Genomic DNA, 20,148 nt, shown 5'->3' with positions numbered 1-20,148 from the left:
TGCCATGTTATTACCCTGGTTAATACTCATTCCCTTTATCGGTGGAATACTAAGTTGGCAGGCTGATCGGTTGAGTCATTGCTTACCTCGTTGGATTTCTTTAGCTGCAATGGGATTAATATTTATATTATCAATTAACTTATGGTTACAGGGATATGACTCTTTAGTACAACCACAAAGTGCTCCACAATGGAAAATGGTTTTCTTTATCCCATGGATCCCATCAATGGGTATTAATTTCCATCTAGCTATTGATGGTTTATCTTTATTAATGATTGTGTTAACTTCGATTATGGGCAGTTTTTCTGTGCTTAGCTCTTGGAGTGGAAACGAAGCTAATCAAGGCGCTTATCACTTTAACTTACTGTGGATTATCTCGGGTGTAATGGGAATCTTCACTACTGTTGACTTGTTTTTCTTTTTCTTCTTCTGGGAAATGATGTTAATTCCAATGTACTTTTTAATTGCAAACTGGGGATATAAAAAGACAGAGAATAAACAACATATCAACGCAGCAATTAAATTCTTTATCTATACACAAGTCAGTGGTTTAATTATGTTGGTCTCAATTATTGGATTAACATTAATGCATTTTTCTGAAACTAATGTCTGGACATTTAGTTATAATAGTTGTCTACATACAACGATGTCTAATACCTGCAGCTTTATGTTGATGCTAGGATTTTTTATCGCTTTTGCGGTTAAAATGCCTTTAGTTCCTTTTCATGGATGGATAGCGGATACACAAGAGTATGCACCAACCTCTGGAGCTGTTGATATCTCAGGTATTATGCTGAAAACCTCGGCTTATGGCTTGCTACGTTTTACATTGCCACTATTTCCTGAAGCATCTATCCGATTTACTCCAATCGCAATAACTCTTGGTGTAATAAGTATTTTTTACGGTGCGTTGTTAGCTTTTCAACAAACAAATATAAAACGTCTGATAGCATATAGTAGTTTATCACATATGGGATTGGTAACTCTAGGAATTTATGCAAACTCCGTTCTCGCATATCAAGGCGTAGTAATTCAAATCATCACCAATGGCTTATCAGGTGCGGCATTAAGCATTATCAGTGGACAACTATACGAACGCACAGGTACGCGTGATATGCGAATGATGGGTGGTTTATGGAAACGTATTAGATGGTTACCAGGTCTATCTTTGTTATTTGCTTCGGCTACTTTAAGTATGCCAGGTACAGGTAATTTCATTGGTGAATTCATGATTCTGTTTGGTTCTTTTAAGCAGTTTATGCTTTCAACCTCTATCGCAGTCTTCTCTGCAGTATTCGCATCAATCTACTCATTGTGGATGATGCAACAGATTTATTATGGCACACCAAAATCTAACAGTGACATGAAAGGGTTAACGATACGAGAATTTATGTTACTACTATCTCTAGCTATTTTATTGGTGATCATTGGTTTTTATCCTCAACTAATTCTCAATACTTCAACAAACGCAATGTATACATTACATAACTTATGCAACACTTAACTGAAAACATTTAAGAGGGTAATATGCTATGGTAATAACACCTCAAGAATTTATCTCAACACTCCCTCTGTTAATCGTCGGATTAACTACAATAATTGTGATGTTATCTATTGCGTGGCGACGTGATCACTTAACAAGTGTTATATTAACTATCTTTGGCTTCTGTCTTTCATTACTATCTTTATTTTTTATTTCAAATGATTTTCCAAAATCAGTTACCGCGTTAATTCGTGTTGATAATTATGCGGTATTTTATAGCACACTAGTTCTGATTTCAGGCATAGCGACTAGTATCTTTGCTTTTCATTGGTTAGAAGAATTTCAAGACAATAAAGAAGAGTTTTATCTACTTCTAACGATCTCAGTTACTGGCGGTATTTTGCTATCAATGGCTGATCACATGGCGTCTATGTTTATTGGTATTGAGTTGGTATCCTTACCATTATTTGGTTTAGTCAGTTATACTGTTGAACATCAACATTCCATTGGAGCCGGTATTCAGTACATGTTATTATCTGCAGTATCGTCTTCTTTTTTACTATTTGGTATTGCTTTGCTGTACGCGGAATCAGGTAATATGAGTTTTTCTGCAGTTGGAAGCAGTTTCTCTGATAACCATATGCATGCGCCATTAATTTTAATTGGTTTAGGTATGTTAATTGTATGCTTTGGCTTTAAGTTATCACTGTTCCCATTCCAGCTATGGACTCCGGATGTTTATCAAAATGCGCCGGCACCAGTCTGTGCTTTCTTAGCATCAGCCAGTAAAATTAGCATATTCGCAGTATTAATGCGTATATTTATTGAAACATCAATAGGACGCAATAATGCAGTCCTGAGTCTCATTACTGTAATGGCTGTTGCATCAATTTTTTTTGGTAATTTAATGGCCATTACTCAAAAAAATGTCAAACGTCTTTTGAGTTATTCCTCAATTTCGCATATGGGATATTTACTGATTACACTAGTTGCGCTACGGATTGACCCAATTAGATCACAAATGACTGTTGCTATTTATTTAGCAAGTTATTTATTAGCCAGCTTAGGGACATTTGGTATTATTAGTATTATCTCTAGTCCATGTTGTAGTAATGACCAGGGTAATTTTAACATATTTCGCGGCCTATTTTGGCATAAACCAGTATTAGCAATTGTGCTAACTGTAATGATGTTGTCTTTAGCAGGTATACCGATTACATTAGGTTTTATTGGCAAATTCTATGTAATCTTTTCTGCTATAAATGCAGAATTATGGTGGTTAACAGGAGCGATAATTGTAGGTAGCGCGATTGCTCTATTTTATTACCTACATTTTATAACGAGTCTTTACAGCCATGACACAAAACATACAGATAATTTTTTTCGAAAAGAACAAGCAAAATGCAGTACGATCGTTTCTGTGGTGTGTGCTATTATTGTTATTCTGATAGGAATATGGCCACAACCACTAATTACTATCGCGTCAACAGTGTTAGTGAATTTTTAGCTGATGAATAATCAACTAAAAATTATATAAATAAAATAATATTAAATGCTATTGTTTTATGAACTAATCTACTAAACGTTTATTTGATATTCATTTTAATGTTTAGTTTTGATGTAAGGTTCTTTCACTTTACTTCATTAGCAAACATAATTTGTATGATCATGTTTAATGTCCAGTAAGTCTCGTAATGTTGAATAAAAATATTCTATATTTAATATTATATCACAATTAGTGGCTATTACTACTGATAACAAAATTTAAGAATAGTAAGTTACTTGAATGACAGTTTCTATAATTTTACAAAAAAGTAGTTGGTTTTTATATGATTCAGTTGTTATATTAGATTTATCTCTACAGAACTTTTGTAAATATCTATAAAGTTCACTACTACAACAACACAACTTATCTGAATACACCATTTTATATACATGCCAAGTTTAACTATTTATTTTATTTTAGTTATAAAATATATATGAAAATTTATACATCATTATACTTGATTATTTAGAATATATCTAAGACATATCTACTCAGTAAATCATGTATTTTTACAAAAAAACTTTTAATAAAAATAAAATGTTTTAGAATAACAGTAGCTTTTTACTTTATTATCTTCTACTAAAACATAGTGTTAATTTCTTAAACCTATAAAATTATGCTATTTATCTTAAAAGTTTTAAATTGATTCATTATAATCATTACTTAATGTTGAAAATAAACATAATTATATATTATAAAGTACTGAAAATTAACGGTGATTTCTGATCTGCATTTTAACTTATGCAATTCTTTATGTGTTGCAATATCTTGTGATATTCATTAGGCGACAAAATAATAACAAACTATCCTAAGAAAACTTAATGACTAACAATAGTTTATTGTTATAGCTGTTTAATAAAAAAACTAGTTAAAATAAGCTTTTATTTTTAAATGTAAGAAACGATAACGCTAAAAATTAACATTAATATTAATATTTAGTTCAGAAATTGAATCTTAATAAATCTAATATTTGAATCATTCCCTGATATTTACTAATCTATATTTTATATTTTCTTCTAAAAATACAGATCATTTAGAATATTATTTAGTATTCGCTTTGATAATTTTCTATATAGAATACAGAAATAATGGTACTCATTAATATTACATGTAAAATAGTTCATTATCATTTTTTAAAGATTAGTATTAAATATGTCTTTTAAAAAGATTAAGAAAATTAAATTTTTAACGCATGGTAGAAATTTATATTCTTTTGATAATATTACGTTCCATATTTAGCGAGCCATAACTGATATGGATTTTTTTATTTTATTTATGAATTAACTCAATACTTAACTTCTTACTCGAGACACTTGTCAATTTAAGTAAGTTATGAATTTTTTATTGTTGTTATTGTTATTGCCTTTCTAAATTTCAATTCTGCTTTATTACTCAATATCATACAATATTTCGATATAATATCAAATTTTTACAATTGGCTTTTTTGCTAATTTTTTTTGGAATTCAATACATTGTAGATGTATATATACAAAAATGCTATTTTCTTGATGAAGATTAAACTATCGTAACCCGCGTAGTAAATTTTAATGTAATAGCAGCACTAATCACCTAAATATTAATGAACGCAACTATTGCTATACATCTTAGTAAGTGATTGTAAACTCTTATAAAATCATACTAAAACTCACTGAGAATTAAATACAGATAAATATCTTTCATAATATTTTAAAACTGTCATTGCTTGATATATCTTTTGTTATTTACAAAATCTATAATATTAAAATGAATCAAAAAAAATACTACAATGAATGTAAGTATTTGTTCTTAACAATTGAAAACTCAATTTCTTTCTAGAAGCTAGAATATATTAGTTGTTTTATATATTTCTATATCTTTTAAAAAGTAATTGTCAATGAGCCTAGATTCTTAGTTTGCATCCTAAATTAGGAGTATCATCGATTAGTCTTAAAAGCTCAAGAAAGATCAATTGTAAGAAGAAAAGTAAAACTGGTAAGTAGTATTTTAAAAAATATGTAGTAAACACAATAATTGTCAGTAAGAGAATCTATAAATGAACATAATCATTCGTAATAATTAATTTTACCATCGTTAAGAATATTTAAAAAACTAGTGAACAGATATAATATTAGTAAAAAGCTTTAGTTGTTAAATGATATACTGAGATAGATATTTAAGTTTTTTCTATTCTACCTTAAAAAGGTTGTTTGGGACAAAAAATAATATTAATAGCGTTTAAACTGCATCAAAAATACTTTCTTGTTTCTGTATGCAATATATATTCATGTATTACAGTTATACCAGTGAAATATTTTTGAAAAACATATTGTATTATAATCTTATGGATGAATATGAAAACACTCATATGCAATAAAATTAATATTTTATTGCACACAATAAGTATAGTATGATGTAAAATAAATATTGTTATTAAATAATCTTATTAAATACTAAATATAGAAAATTTATAAAACATTTTTTTAATATGGACTTTTATATTAATAATATAGCGTTATTCATTTTTTATAACTAATAAAATATTTTATATGCTTGATAATATACTTTATTTTTTATTTGATTTATGTAGAATTTATAGTATAGTTATTACATAATAAGATTAAAGTTTAATCATGAAATAGTGTACGCTTTATTTACGATGATATCTATTATATTAATTAGATCGCTATATACACTACTAGTTTAGTAAAAATAACTCAAATTAATTTAATATCAACAGACTTTAAAAGTGTTGATTAAGTAATAGAGCTACACAGTGTTATTCATCACCTATTCAAGAAATAGACTTCACAACTTTATCAACATGAAATTTCGTGAATGGAACCGGTAGCATCTACATCATTAAGAGATGTTTTTTGAATTACTATGTATACTGATAGTTATAAGAGATATATTTTCATTCTTATTATATACTAAAGTATTTTTTAGTGAGATAGATGTAATCTATCTAAGTTTTGTCGTCATGTTTATGCATTAGATAATCTTAGGAGTCATAATAACGTATATTGAAAATATTAATTTTTATGTTTAGAAAAAAATGATCAATACAAAAAGTGTAGAATATTTTATTATACTGAATGCAATTCTATAAAAGAAGTTATTGCTTTGTTCATTCTTATTAAAAATATTTTTAAAATTTCTTATAATGCTTAAAAAAGCATTTTACTTTACTTGTTTAAAGTTTCTGAACTAGAAATAAGTATTACTTTTTAACAATTTTATCTTTTCCTACTCTACTGAGTAGTCAACATTTTTTGTTTAAAAAAATTTTTTCTTGATTTAATGTCAATAGTATTTTTTAAAGTTATTTAATATCATTAGGAAAATTGTATCTATGTTTTCGTAAACATCATGAGCATAATCTAATATCTAAAAAGATTATTTAACTTTAAAGTGCTTGCAGCATTAACCGCTATTATTGTATCTTTAAAGAAGATAATAGATTGTTTATAATCAATATACAATCCCGATTAAAAAGATTCTTGAATTAAAATTACGTAATATAATCAGTATTATTTTACTAAATTTAAAGTATGTAAATCATTGTTTAGTTGATGATAGTTGAGAAGAAGCACTATCATTCTCAAATAGTATTTCAATTTTCTCGTTAGAATAATCAAAAACAATAAATTAGCCTTTATTAAATAAATTTATTTTCAGCATATTTAAGAGAATTCATAAAAGACTATCAATAAATTGCATATATATAATGAAAATTAAGTAAATGTCTGCGCGAAATATTAATATTAGAGCATATTTATCGAGTTATTTAATGATTTTACAATACATCTAAAATTACTAAATGTAAACTTTCAGCCTTTTATTTAATACAATAAAATAAAATATAAAATATACACTGCACTTTTAAAATCATTAGAAGATATCTCTCAAATGACTTAATATTATTAATTTTTTATCGTTAGTAGTGACAGTGATTCACTTATTATACAGCTTGAACGAAACAACACTGTTATTGCATAATAACTTTATAATTAAGTACATTTAGTTGAGCACTTATATTGCATACAGAAACTTTAAGTTGTTATTATAGTAATGTGCTTATCGATTACTACGTAAGTCACAATAGTTTCACGCTGATGAAATCAATCTGATAATAGTTCATGCGCATCATAATATATTTGAAATCTAAAAATAGACAAAGAAAAAGTGAGATATATGAGAAAACTTAAATTTATATCAAAATGCTATATGCTATTAAACAAGAAAGGTAAAATTTCAATCTAAAAGTTAATAATGCAATAAAAAAAATCATGAGCACTTATTTAATGTGTATTAATTACTATCTAAAATCAAAGCCTTAGTATTATTAAGAAGTATGTTGAGTAAAAAGTATATCATATTTATTAGTGAACAGATAAAAAATACATCACCTATCTTAGTAATACTTTTTAAGTATTGATAAGATATCACTAAATAGAATTTATTACATCTTTACTGTAGAGTTAAAGCTCTATTTGTTGATTAATTCAGACAAAGCTTATTACGAGAATGAATCCTGTAGCTTTCTAATAACTTTTCATACAAATAATATTCAATTTTATGTTTTTTCTACTATCGGTTCAGTAAATCATGAAATAAAAACTAAATAATAATCTGAATAATCATCTACCTAATAATATTAGATTAGGTCAAAATAAATACAATATCATTGTATAATGAATCGCTTATATCATTACTGAAATTATATCGTATCAATCTTAAATTTTATTTACTGTAATAATTTTTTGATATTAAAATTTTTAGCTGAATACAAACATCATTTATAATCCATCTTTTTATTATTAACTCTTTTGAATATCAAAAATAAAAAATTGCATGCATTGTTAAATAAGTTTTGATATACACAGTACCAAATGGATTGTTAAATTTTCTTGAGTATAAGTTTAGTCTGATATCTCCAGATTTTATCTATTAATATATAATGATTTTTCTAAAAAATATTTAAAAACATATTCTGTCACAAACAATTTTGATGATATATAACGGTGCATAAAACATCTCATATGCATCAATATCTAGCGAGATAACGGGTGCATTTTAGTTGTGAATCACAATTGATTTACTGTGTTGACATATTCTTCAATCAAATTTTGATATTAAACTCTCATTACTTAATTAGTTATATTAAATATATATAACGTTTAAAAATATTTAAAAATAGATCTATAGCCAAATAATAGCTTATTAATTGTAAAAAAGTTCTTAATAACAATATGTTATTACATCGTTGATTTACGTGATTTAATCTTCTGTAAAAAAGTATACATAATATTATATAAATACTTTAACAATTGACATTCATGAAAATTGCTTCATCTTTTCTTAAAATTACTCTTTCTGATAAATTATATTTTTATATTATTAGTTTTAAGTCTGGATTGATATAACAATATTTGTTTTACCATCAACTAGTTCTTTTAATGGAATCTATATAATGCGTACTACTAAATATCTATTACTAACTCTAAAAGACACTCCTGCAGATGCTGACGTAATTAGTCATCAATTGATGGTTAGAGCAGGCATGATTCGTAAACTTGCATCTGGTCTTTATGATTGGCTACCAACGGGTGTCCGCGTTTTGCGCAAAATCGAAAATATTATTCGTGAAGAAATGGAAAATATAGGTTCTATTGAAGTTTCTTTACCTATAGTCCAGCCAGCAGATCTCTGGCACGAGAGTGGTCGTTGGGAAGAATATGGTCCAGAATTACTACGTTTTACTGATCGCGGTAAGCGTTGTTTCGTTTTAGGTCCAACTCATGAAGAATTAATGACTGATTTAGTGCGTCATGTAATTACTTCATATAAACAATTGCCAATTAATTTATTTCAAATTCAAAAGAAATTTCGTGATGAACTTCGTCCTCGATTTGGAATTATGCGCTCACGTGAATTTATTATGAAAGATGCATATTCTTTCCATGCATCACAAGAATCGCTTCAAGAAACTTATGATCTAATGTATAAAGCTTACAATAATATTTTTACTCGTATTGGCTTAAAATTCCATTCAGTATTAGCAGACACAGGCTTTATGGGAGGTAGTAAATCCCATGAGTTTCAAGTGCTGGCTCAAAACGGTGAAGATAATATTGTCTTTTCAACATGCTCTGATTTTGCAGCTAATATCGAAGTTGTAGCAGCTAGTACGCCATTTGGATCACGCTTAACACCAACTGAAGAGTTGCGTCTTGTTAATACGCCTAACGTCAACACTATTCTCGAGCTAGTGATAAAATTTAATTTACCTATCAAAAAAATTGTTAAAACACTAATTGTTCATGCAAAAAAATATTCGGGCCACATATTAGTAGCTTTATTAGTTCGTGGCGATCATGAACTTAATAAAGTTAAAGCAGAAAAACACTCATTGATTGCAAACCCACTAAAATTTGCCTCTAAAGAAGAAATTATAAATACTATTAATATCACTTCGAATTCATTAGGCCCTATAGATATTCAATTACCTATTATCATTGATCATAGTGTTGCAGTGATGAGTGATTTTGTTGCTGGATCAAACATTGATGGTCAGCACTATTTTGGAATTAACTGGGAACGCGATTTACCTCAGCCAGAAACCTTCGATTTACGTAATGTCGTTAATGGTGATCCCAGTCCCGACAATAAAGGTACATTATTTATCAAACGTGGTATTGAAGTGGGACATATCTTTCAAATAGGTACAAAATATTCACAATCTATGCAGGTATTTATACAAAATAGAAAAGGTCATAACCAAATCGTCACCATGGGTTGCTATGGAATTGGCGTGACTCGTATTGTTGCAGCAGCTATTGAACAAAACCATGATGATCGAGGTATTCTTTGGTCAGATGCAGTTGCACCATTTTGCGTGGCGATTTTACCAATTAATATGTATAAATCTTACCGTATTAAAAAAGTCGCAGAGCAGCTTTATGATAATTTAAAAGCACAAAATATTGACGTCATTTTAGACGACCGTCAAGAGCGCCCTGGTGTAATGTTTTCTGATTTAGAACTCATTGGTGTACCATATATTGTTGTTATTAGTGATCGCAATCTAGACAACAATCAAGTGGAATATAAATCCCGCCGAAATAATGAAAGTATATTTATTCTTCTTGAGAATATTGTAAATTTTTTAACAGAGACGCTTTCTAAGAGCACCAATTAAGTATCTCTTCATAAAATATAAAATTATACAATGAGCATTACAGAAAAAAAGATATGTTTACTTGTTAAGTATATACCATTTTAATTATTATAAATATAAATAAAAGTACAAATATAATCACTCAATAAATTTCAGCTAATAAATTAGACTATTTTTAAAAAGTAATACTTGTTACTCGAATTTGTCATGTTATTCAATAAAATATTGACATTTATCGTATATTTTTAAGAAATGTAATAAAACTAATTAATGTTAGCTGTTTTGTATTCAAGATCATCATAAAGTTAGTAACGTGCATCACTAATCAAAAAATCTTAATAATCTTAAATGATCTCATAGCATACTTAATATATTTTTATAAAATTATAGTATTGTTATCTAGCATAAGATATTACTTTGAGTTGATCTTTTAAAGATTTTAATTATTGATTTTTAAAATTACTTTCCTGCAATAACTATAAAACTTGATGTAATAGTTTTTATGTTAACACCTACCCTTACAAATTATTTTATTTCTAGTTATACATACATCTATAGATTTATTGATGATATATTGTAGATTACCTAATGAATATACTAGACATCTATTCATTCAATATAGTGCATTTTATTGTTCTCTCAATCAAATCTAAAGATTATTTAAAAATAACAATGACTTTTCTTTACTAGAATCGACTAAAATACTGTAAATATTTTTAATCCAGAGAAATTATACTGATTATATCACTCAGTTTCAGCTCAAGTATCTTTATAATCAGGATTCAATATTGAAAATAAGTAAATTATTTACCTCAAAAAAATAAAACTACAAAAATTGAAACTGCACAACGATTTTGATTGAAATGATCTTTTGCGTATCAAATTGTTATTATAATCCTAATAAAAAACAGATAATAAAATTCTCTTTATGAGCTTAATCATTTTAAACAATACTATTCATTCCCATTGGTAATAATGTTATTAAAATAGAATTTTGATTCTCAATGAAGAGAAATATAATAATTCTTAACAATCAATATTAACTGTTAATTAAGTAGAACAAACTTAGTAAAACAAAATACTCCCACGCACAGTGAACTAATTCTGATGAACATATTTAATATATCTAACCACTAATATATTACATATATTTTGTAAATAAATAGAATAACAGGACTACAGATACTCCCTAAAGTTAAATAAAACATCTCATAAAGTCACTTGAATACACTGCACTATAAGTGTTTTTAACTATAAATTTTATCAATCTAGCATGACAATTAAAATAGTTTACATTTCTCACTTAAAATCCGTTGTATATAATATAAAATACAAAATATAGTTATTCTTTTCGTGATCACACAAAACTTTACAGTAAAATCTTCGCAATACTAAAGAAATAAACTTGATCTCTAAAAGTTTAATTTTTAGTATTGTTCGTCATATCATTATAAGTATTGAAAATTAAGATTGTTATACTGCAAAAATATTGTAATTTAAATATTGCATTCAGTCGACAAGTCAACTTGTTTAATAATGAGATATAGCTAGAGAATAAAACGGATTGTATAATGAAAATATTTAGTATGTTAACTAGAGAAAACCCTATTCTAGGACACTTACATGATAGTAATATAACTAAATGAACGCAGTAAAATAATATAAAATAATTCTTGCATACTCAGTTTATCGTATTAGTTAGTATAACATATATCTTATCGTTACTAGAAATGATCAACCACAATGCAGAACCTCTTAAATCCATAAATTTTCAATATGTATAACACCTACTTATTGAGTAGCCTCTAGGTAGGTTAGAGGATTTTTATTTCCTTTGGCTAGCGGAGTTTTAAAATATATATATCAAAAAATTATTAAAATCTTCACTAATTAATCTTAACGAAAAGATAATGTAAAAACATCCTTAATTTATATTAAGATATTATATAATATTAAAAATATAGATTAAAATACGCAAAATCGTCAACTATGATAGTAATAAAACATCAGAAGTTAGTTAAAATTAAGAAATTCGTATTACTACAATAACTTTGGTGAATAAATAATGAAATCAGTTATCTATGTTATAGATAATACGTTGAATGTTAGAAGAGTATTATTAAACAGAATATTGTTTATATGTAATACAAATATAAAATAATGTTTTCTAATCTATTAATTAGGAAAGCATGAGTACTAATTTTATAGTTTTATGCTTATTGTTTCTGCTAATAATATGCAGTTTGTACGGGATTACGATATCCGTTTAGTAATAATACCTAAAAATATAAAATAATCATCTGAACTATCTTGATGCTAAAAGATAGTGTTAAATTAATCGATTGAGACTGATTACAGACTTCAGTATTTAATCTTTTTTTAAAAGAGTCTTTTAATTGATGTAACATTCATTTTTCAAACTTCTTTTCTCTTTACGAGAAGATATTGATTTTTTTAATATCACAATAATAAATAAAACTTGGGTGAGATATAGTTTTCATAAAAAACTACTGTATTTGAAATATTCAACTATATCAAAAATAACAAATTCAATATAGTATCACTAGCACTTAATCTTGTCAGAATTAGGAAAAAACATTAGCATACAAGAGTCTTGATGCAATATCTAATAAATTCATAAATATTATAAAATCATATATTTTATAAATTAACTCAGTCATTAAAAATCATGTGTTTAAGTTATGTATCATAATAATACATAACAGTAATATTACTGTTAGTTTTTTCTATTTCTTATGTGTCTACATGATGCTACGAATACTTTTACTACAGTATTAGTTTTTTTAATACTTTATGTAAACTTCGAGGAGTACGATCAACATTAAATGTGATCATTTGGTACTTTATACATCAGATAAGTATATTCGATGAATTTTTTCTAACACTTGCGAGTGTATAAAATACATTTTAATATTTTTTTTAAAAATATAAAAGAGTAATTAAAATAAAATTGTCCTTTATTAATAACAATCATTGTTTAACATAAAAGAGAAAATGAGCACTGAATTTACAGAAACATCATATTTTTAAAAGATTTTAAGAGAAAATTAGTATAATATATATAATTTTTATTATAAGAATTAAAGTATGTTACAAACATGTATTTTTAAATACATAAGATGATCATTATATAATCTTAATTATATTCATATAATGTAAAATATTTGCGATCGTAAACATCATTGTATGATCTAATATATATGATTTATTAATCTTATAATTTATTTTGTCTTCAGAGGTTAATAAGATAGTGCTGAGAATAAGTTGTATTGTTTTATTTATCACTTTTCCATCTCAATGATCAGTATTACACTCAGTTTTCTTGAGAAAGGTAAATTATATCAGCAGTAAAAGTTGTTACAACACCCAAAAGCATAATTTTTATGTATTATTATGTTCATAAATACATTGTATGTAATATTAAAAGTATAGATGATAAAATTATAAAAAATTAAAAGATTAAAGATAGCAATTTAAAGTACGAATTAGATTTGAGTCAGACTTTCATATGACACAGAATAATTATTAATATTATAATCAAATTCTTACATCATAAATAAAGTTATAGTACTGTATCAGATCTAAGGCTTATTTTAAATCAAAATAGAACAAACTTTTTCTAAAAATTTTTATTAATTTTATTTACTTAATTCAAGAATTGGAATCTATTTTTTTAAAAACCTATCTAAGTGTTCACGATCTAGAACGCTAACTGAAATTAATGAGTACTTATTCTTATTAAAAAGCTAATAATCTAACATTTGTAACTTAACATATAAGTAATTATCATCAGTTTATTTCCTAAATATTAATGTTGAAGTATATAAAATATAACAATGGTTTTATTTTTATAAGTATAAAAGAATAGTTACAAACAAAGATATAAAATATTTAACAAAAAAAATTTTAATTATATTGAAAATATGTTTTACAGACCACAGAAATCTGACGTATTGCTCAGTCAGAGATATTTAAATATATTTTTATAATGAAATCAATAATTTAAAACAAATTATTAATTAGAAAGATGGCATGTTATTCATTCTACATATTTCTACTGAAGCACAGTTATCTTAATCTATTACTTTTTTGATTAAGATCAGCTTAAATTTTTATGCACCGCATGTTTTAAATAATTTAATTCGTCGTTTAAAAACATAAACCAATTCAAAATTATTACTTTTCTAAATATTGCGACTATCTCTTGATAATGTGTATTTCTTTAATATATTCACTTCACTTATCATAATCTATTTTGAAAGACTATTCTTTATCTGAAAAATATGAATGATACTTGTAAGTATTCAGTTTCTACAAAAATAAATAAAAATAAAATATTTTACTCATAAATAAATACGAACATCTTTAATAATCTTCTTTCTATAAAAAATATGTTTTTGTTACAAAAATACATATTCTGTACGCATTAAACTTAAATGAGTTTGGTGTTAAATCGTCACACGTTTTGAAATTTTCTATTCTTCAGATATATTTTTAAAACTAACGTTAATTTTTCTATATTTTTCTGAAAATATTTTTATAATAATAACTTACAGTTTTAATTTCTGAATATTAAATTTATAAAGATTAAATCTGTAAATATTAAATACACATTGAATCTACATTATTAAAAGAACATACTAATTATTAATCTATCTATAGTAACTTAATTTTTTATCGAATCTTTAAGATGTTTAGAAAAATATTAATACTAAAATAATCTTTAACAATATTTTTTATTGTTATTTTCAATATAATTAACTGCACTATTACATAGATTAGTAGAATATTAGCATACAAAAGAAATAGTAATGAGAAAAAAATATATACAACATAAATACATTCAATTTAAAAAATTCATTAGTAAACAACTAATATTTAAAGTTATTTTTATTGTTATTGGTTTGAATACTATTTTTTTTATGATTGCATTAATGAGTTTTACATCTTCAGATCCCAGCTGGTCACAAACAACATGGAATACAACAATAAAAAATTTAGGGGGTAATGTAGGGTCATGGAGTGCAGATATTCTTTTTTCAGCTTTTGGAATTGTTGCATTTTCTATACCACCGCTATTATTATTTGGGTATTGGATAATTTACTATCATGTAAATCAGCGAAATTATATTGACTTCTTTTCTCTCTCATCACATCTAATTGGCAGTCTGTCACTCATCTTGTCCTCTTGTGGGTTAGCTGAAATTCACTTTAATGATTTGCCACATTTTTCTTCTGGTGGTGTCATTGGCAGTATCTTCAGTAATCTTATCTTGAGATGGTGTAATTCTTTCAATGCTACGCTAACATTATTATTACTGTTGTTAATTGGTTTTACATTACTTACTGGTTTATCATGGTTGACTATTTCCGAGAAAATCGCTGCTATAATTTCGTTTCCTATTAACTTGACAAGAAATCGATCTAATCGTAATAACATTAGTCAGTATGATGTAAAAAAAACTGAGCATATGCTGAAAAAATCACAAAAATCTGAGCACCAAACTAATAATAAAATGTATTTTAACAAAGAAGATTCCTGATATTCTGTAGGCAGTATTAATGCATAAAGAACTATAAAGATAAGATCTTGTAGCCAATCAATACTTAGAATAAAAATCATTAAAAACCACTACAATGCATGACTAACCATATCAGGTGTGCTAAAACTTAAAACTAAATTTGCAATATTTAATCGTATTTTTATCTAAAGAAAAAGTGATCACTTTATAAGTGCCTAATAATGATCAGAGTGCTCTATATAATAAAGTTTTTAAAAATCAAGATAAAAATATCTAATTACCTAGTTCTACATACTGGATACTGATTGTGCTCTATATAATTAACATGCTCTTATATACACTCTGAAAAAATAAATTTTAGTAATTAGTAATTTTTGGTATGTAGGAAACACTAAATGCTGCAATACTTAAATAAATAACACTGTAATAAAAATTCATATTATATCTCGTTCTGATTGATCAGAACGAGAACTGACTCTATAACGCTAACATTACTCTAATTAGTGAAAGCATATCTTTTATTAACACGTACTTAATGAAAAAAAGTATTTTAACTAAAAATATAGTTCTAATGTATCTTCATAAATAAATGTTGTAATATACTCTCAGTTCAAGAACTATTGAGCTAGCACAGGTTGACTCTCTAAAATGACTCCTTTCTAGTATACTCATTTTTAATGTAAATAATTTTAACTTATCTACCGCTATGAGTAATTAAATTATTAAGACTTCTTTTATTGATTGATATATAAAAATTATAAATACAGATGATAAATATTTAATATTTTCTAATTTTATTATGGAACATCTTAAGTTAGTAGTTTGATGTAGTCTATTTTAATGAAATAATAAATAATAATTATTAGATGGGATTCATTGTATAGAATAGAAAATTAAATAAGCAGAGATAGAATATTTAAAAAAATTAAACATTATTCAAGTGGAATACAATCTTTTTGATTATTATTATTTTGATTATTATTATTTTATTTACGCTTAACGAAATAAGAAATATCTATGTTAATAATATTGCTGTAAAATGTTTCAGTAAATTGCATGCTTTTTGATACTCTAAAACGCACACATTCCTCAGGAATTTATTGTATATTCAATGCATCTGCTTGCTATATATACTGATCATCGATTTTCAGTGGAAAATACCACAATGATTTTCTCAGAAATAGTGTTTATATGTGATGATTTTAAGCCTTAAAAAATTAACATAAATATAATTACTAATACCTATCTCGATAATTATTGAATATCAAAAAAACTTCTGTCAGGACAGATGAGATAAACATTAAAAATATAAATTCGATTTCTAAAAAAATTATTATTCAGATAAAAAATTGCTAAAAGCATAAATTATAAATCGTTTTAAACACCTAAAATTAACTTTATGAACTTCCAACCATAATACGTAAAATAACTTCTAAAGCATATTAATCACTTGAGTTTATACAAAAATTACTAGAGTTCTTAAAAAATATCTTAGAAGATAAAGACTATGATAAAATACATTTCAAATAGTTTATACTATTATATTGTAAACTCTTATTAAGATAACGATAACGTAATCAGTACAATTTCCACACCTTAAATTGTTAAGGTGAGGTGTATTTGATTAAAAATACACTAAATCTAAACACTCTTCAAAATATTAAAATAGAATACTTTTCCACTTCTTCGCAATAGCATTATGTTGTATAATAATATCATAACAATACTCAATCAATTGTTAGTCTTAGTTTTTTTACGTTATTTCTTCCTAAAAATTTCAATTCGTCATGTATAGCATTCTAAGTGAAAAATTTTTTTACAGAATATTTTACTAGAAATCACGTGTCAATATACACCGAAGTTCACAAAATACTTCATGTATATCGATTTTGTATAAAAATATATTTTTACTTGGTAAGAAATGAAAATGCAACTTCTTGAAATATTTTAACTAATTTTATTGTTATTTTCTTTTATTATTCTAATAAGATACATAAAATAATAAAAGTAAAAATTCTAAATAAACTTGTAAATATTATTTTCTAATCATCGTCATGAAACATGTATTTCTTTAAAAATAAATTATTTAATGTCATATACTTAAGTATGGTGATCACTTGTAGTAAATTGATTTATTTAAAATTTATCATTCAATACTGACATGAACAGAAATAGAAACTATTCGTTCTTAAAAATAGTTCTATGAAAATTGCGTAATAGTAAAAATCATCTACTAAAAACTATTGAATTGTATAAAATAAATTGCTTGTTTATATTGTATTTTAAAACTTCACAAAAGATTGTCAAAAAGTAACTTATTTTTAAATAAAAACCACTGAAGTATCTTAATATTTATACGATAATATAAAAGACAACTAGTTATAAGAAACTTTAATGACATTTACAAATTCTAATCTTTATATGCTCGAAAAACCATATTTTTATATATAGATTGGATATCAAATAACTTTAATAATAATTAACTATAAGTTATTTTGGAAAACAAAAAACATACAATCACCGCATGAGCGTGATTATAATTCAAAATGAAAATAGCTATTAATCTGATCTTAGATTTAAAAGAAATACAATCTAAAATATCCTCATGCAATGCTCTAGAAACGCTCTTAATAAGTAAACTAAGTTTATTATATCTAAGTATTATTTTTATTATTGCATGAAAAATAACAACAGATACACTACATATGAACAGAGTAAAAAAAATAAATAAAACACTCAGGTAATACATCTTTATTCTTTAACGAGAAATCTATAATTAGATTGCGCAAAGATCGCTAACATAATATCTCATTATAAACATATATTCATCAGTGATAAGTTAACTATCTATTATCTATAACATAATTAATTTCATCTAAATAAAAGAAAATCTGTTACAATAAAATCATTTACATAATAGATGTAAGATACTTATAGTAATCTACTATTAAAGTTAAATTAATATCTGGATTTTTTAAACTTTAACAAATGCATCTTTTATCATATTTAAAAAATTTAACGAAAACAGAAGTTGATACCGTTTTAATCTTTATAAATAACATATAACTCTTTTTTTAAAAAAATGTACACATATCTATATTTAGTATATATAATATGAGTGTTTTAGTTTAAACTACCGTCATAGGTATATTCTATGAGACTTAACTCTCTATTAAGATCTTGTAGAATATAGTTAAATATTATAAAATGATATTTATGTCATTTAATAAATTTTATTTTATATTATTAGATAAAGTTTTATATTGGTATACAATATAAGCATATCCGCTTATACATTGAATAAAAAGTTCAATATATCACCGTCTTGAACAATATAATCTTTACCTTCTATACGCATTTTTCCTGCTTCTTTAGCGCCTTTCTCACCATGAAATTTAATAAAATCATTAAATGCAATAACTTGCGCGCGGATAAAACCTGTTTTAAAGTCAGTATGGATTTTACCTGCAGCTTCTGGTGCTGTTGAATTAATAGAGATTGTCCAAGCACGCAGTTCTTTGACTCCAACAGTGAAATAAGTTTGTAAGCTTAATAAATCATAACCTGCATGGATCACACGGTTAAGGCATGGCTCTTTATTTCCAAGAGTAAGCATAAATTCATCACGATCTGTATCATCTAATTCAGTAATATCAGATTCAATAGATGCACAAACAGGAACAACCATAGAGCTTTCTTCTTCAGCAATTTTATAGACCGCATCTAAGTATAAGTTGTTTTTAAAGCCATCTTCATTAACATTTGCAATGTACATTGTTGGTTTGAGAGTTAAAAAACTTAAATAACGTATAATTGATTTTTCTTCTTTACTACAGTTTAAAATACGTAGCATTCCTACTTGTTCAAGGTGAAGTAAGCATTTCTCTAAAACTTTTAATTTTTCTTTAGCACCTTTATCACCACTTTTTATGCATTTTTTCATTCGAAAAATAGCACGTTCGCAAGTATCAAGATCAGCCATTATTAGCTCATTATTAATAATCTCAATATCTTCTTCTGGATTAACTTGGCCAGAAATGTGAATAATATGATCATTTTCAAAACAGCGAACAACATGACAAATCGCTTCAGTCTCACGAATGTGAGAAAGGAATTGATTACCTAATCCCTCACCTTTAGATGCACCTTTTACCAGACCTGCAATGTCAACAAATTTCATCGTAGTCGGTATAATACGTTGTGGTTTTGCAATTTCAGCCAATTGTTTGAGGCGTGAGTCTTGTATTGTTACAACACCTATATTCGGTTCAATTGTACAAAAAAAGAAGTTTTCTGCTTCGATGCCTGCTTTAGTTAAAGCATTTAATAAGGTAGACTTACCTACATTAGGTAAACCAATGATCCCGCATTTAAAACCCATATATCCATTACCTCAATAATAAGAGTTAGGGAAGCT

Annotated in this window: 5 protein-coding genes; 4 read left to right on the top strand and 1 reads right to left on the bottom strand. The window is 25.8% G+C overall.

The window, feature by feature from the left end:
- Positions 1-4: 4 nt before the first annotated feature.
- The 4 genes from nuoM to GFV14_RS01850 all read left to right on the top strand — a co-directional run bounded on the left by nuoM (position 5) and on the right by GFV14_RS01850 (position 15,752).
- Positions 5-1,504, top strand: coding sequence for an NADH-quinone oxidoreductase subunit M (gene nuoM / locus GFV14_RS01865; RefSeq protein WP_457914642.1), 1,500 nt, complete (start codon positions 5-7; stop codon positions 1,502-1,504).
- Positions 1,505-1,532: 28 nt separating this feature from the next.
- On the top strand, positions 1,533-2,990 hold the full coding sequence (gene nuoN, locus GFV14_RS01860) for an NADH-quinone oxidoreductase subunit NuoN (RefSeq protein ID WP_457914641.1): 1,458 nt from the start codon (positions 1,533-1,535) through the stop codon (positions 2,988-2,990).
- A gap of 5,491 nt (positions 2,991-8,481) precedes the next feature.
- Entirely contained in the window at positions 8,482-10,209 is a 1,728-nt protein-coding gene (locus GFV14_RS01855; RefSeq protein ID WP_457914640.1) for a proline--tRNA ligase, read from the top strand.
- Between the two features lie 4,811 nt (positions 10,210-15,020).
- The gene (locus GFV14_RS01850; protein ID WP_457914639.1) at positions 15,021-15,752 is read left to right on the top strand and encodes a DNA translocase FtsK 4TM domain-containing protein; all 732 of its coding nucleotides are present in this window, start codon (positions 15,021-15,023) and stop codon (positions 15,750-15,752) included.
- Between the two features lie 3,268 nt (positions 15,753-19,020).
- Here GFV14_RS01850 and ychF read toward each other — a convergent pair.
- Positions 19,021-20,112 (bottom strand): redox-regulated ATPase YchF, encoded by a 1,092-nt coding sequence (gene ychF, locus GFV14_RS01845; protein WP_457914638.1) that lies wholly within the window; start codon positions 20,110-20,112, stop codon positions 19,021-19,023.
- Positions 20,113-20,148: the final 36 nt, after the last annotated feature.

Source organism: Candidatus Hartigia pinicola (genome assembly GCA_020541205.1).
Lineage (GTDB): Bacteria > Pseudomonadota > Gammaproteobacteria > Enterobacterales > Enterobacteriaceae > Hartigia > Hartigia pinicola.
Note: the sequence above shows the minus strand (reverse complement) of the source record. Positions and strands in the feature narration are given on the sequence as shown.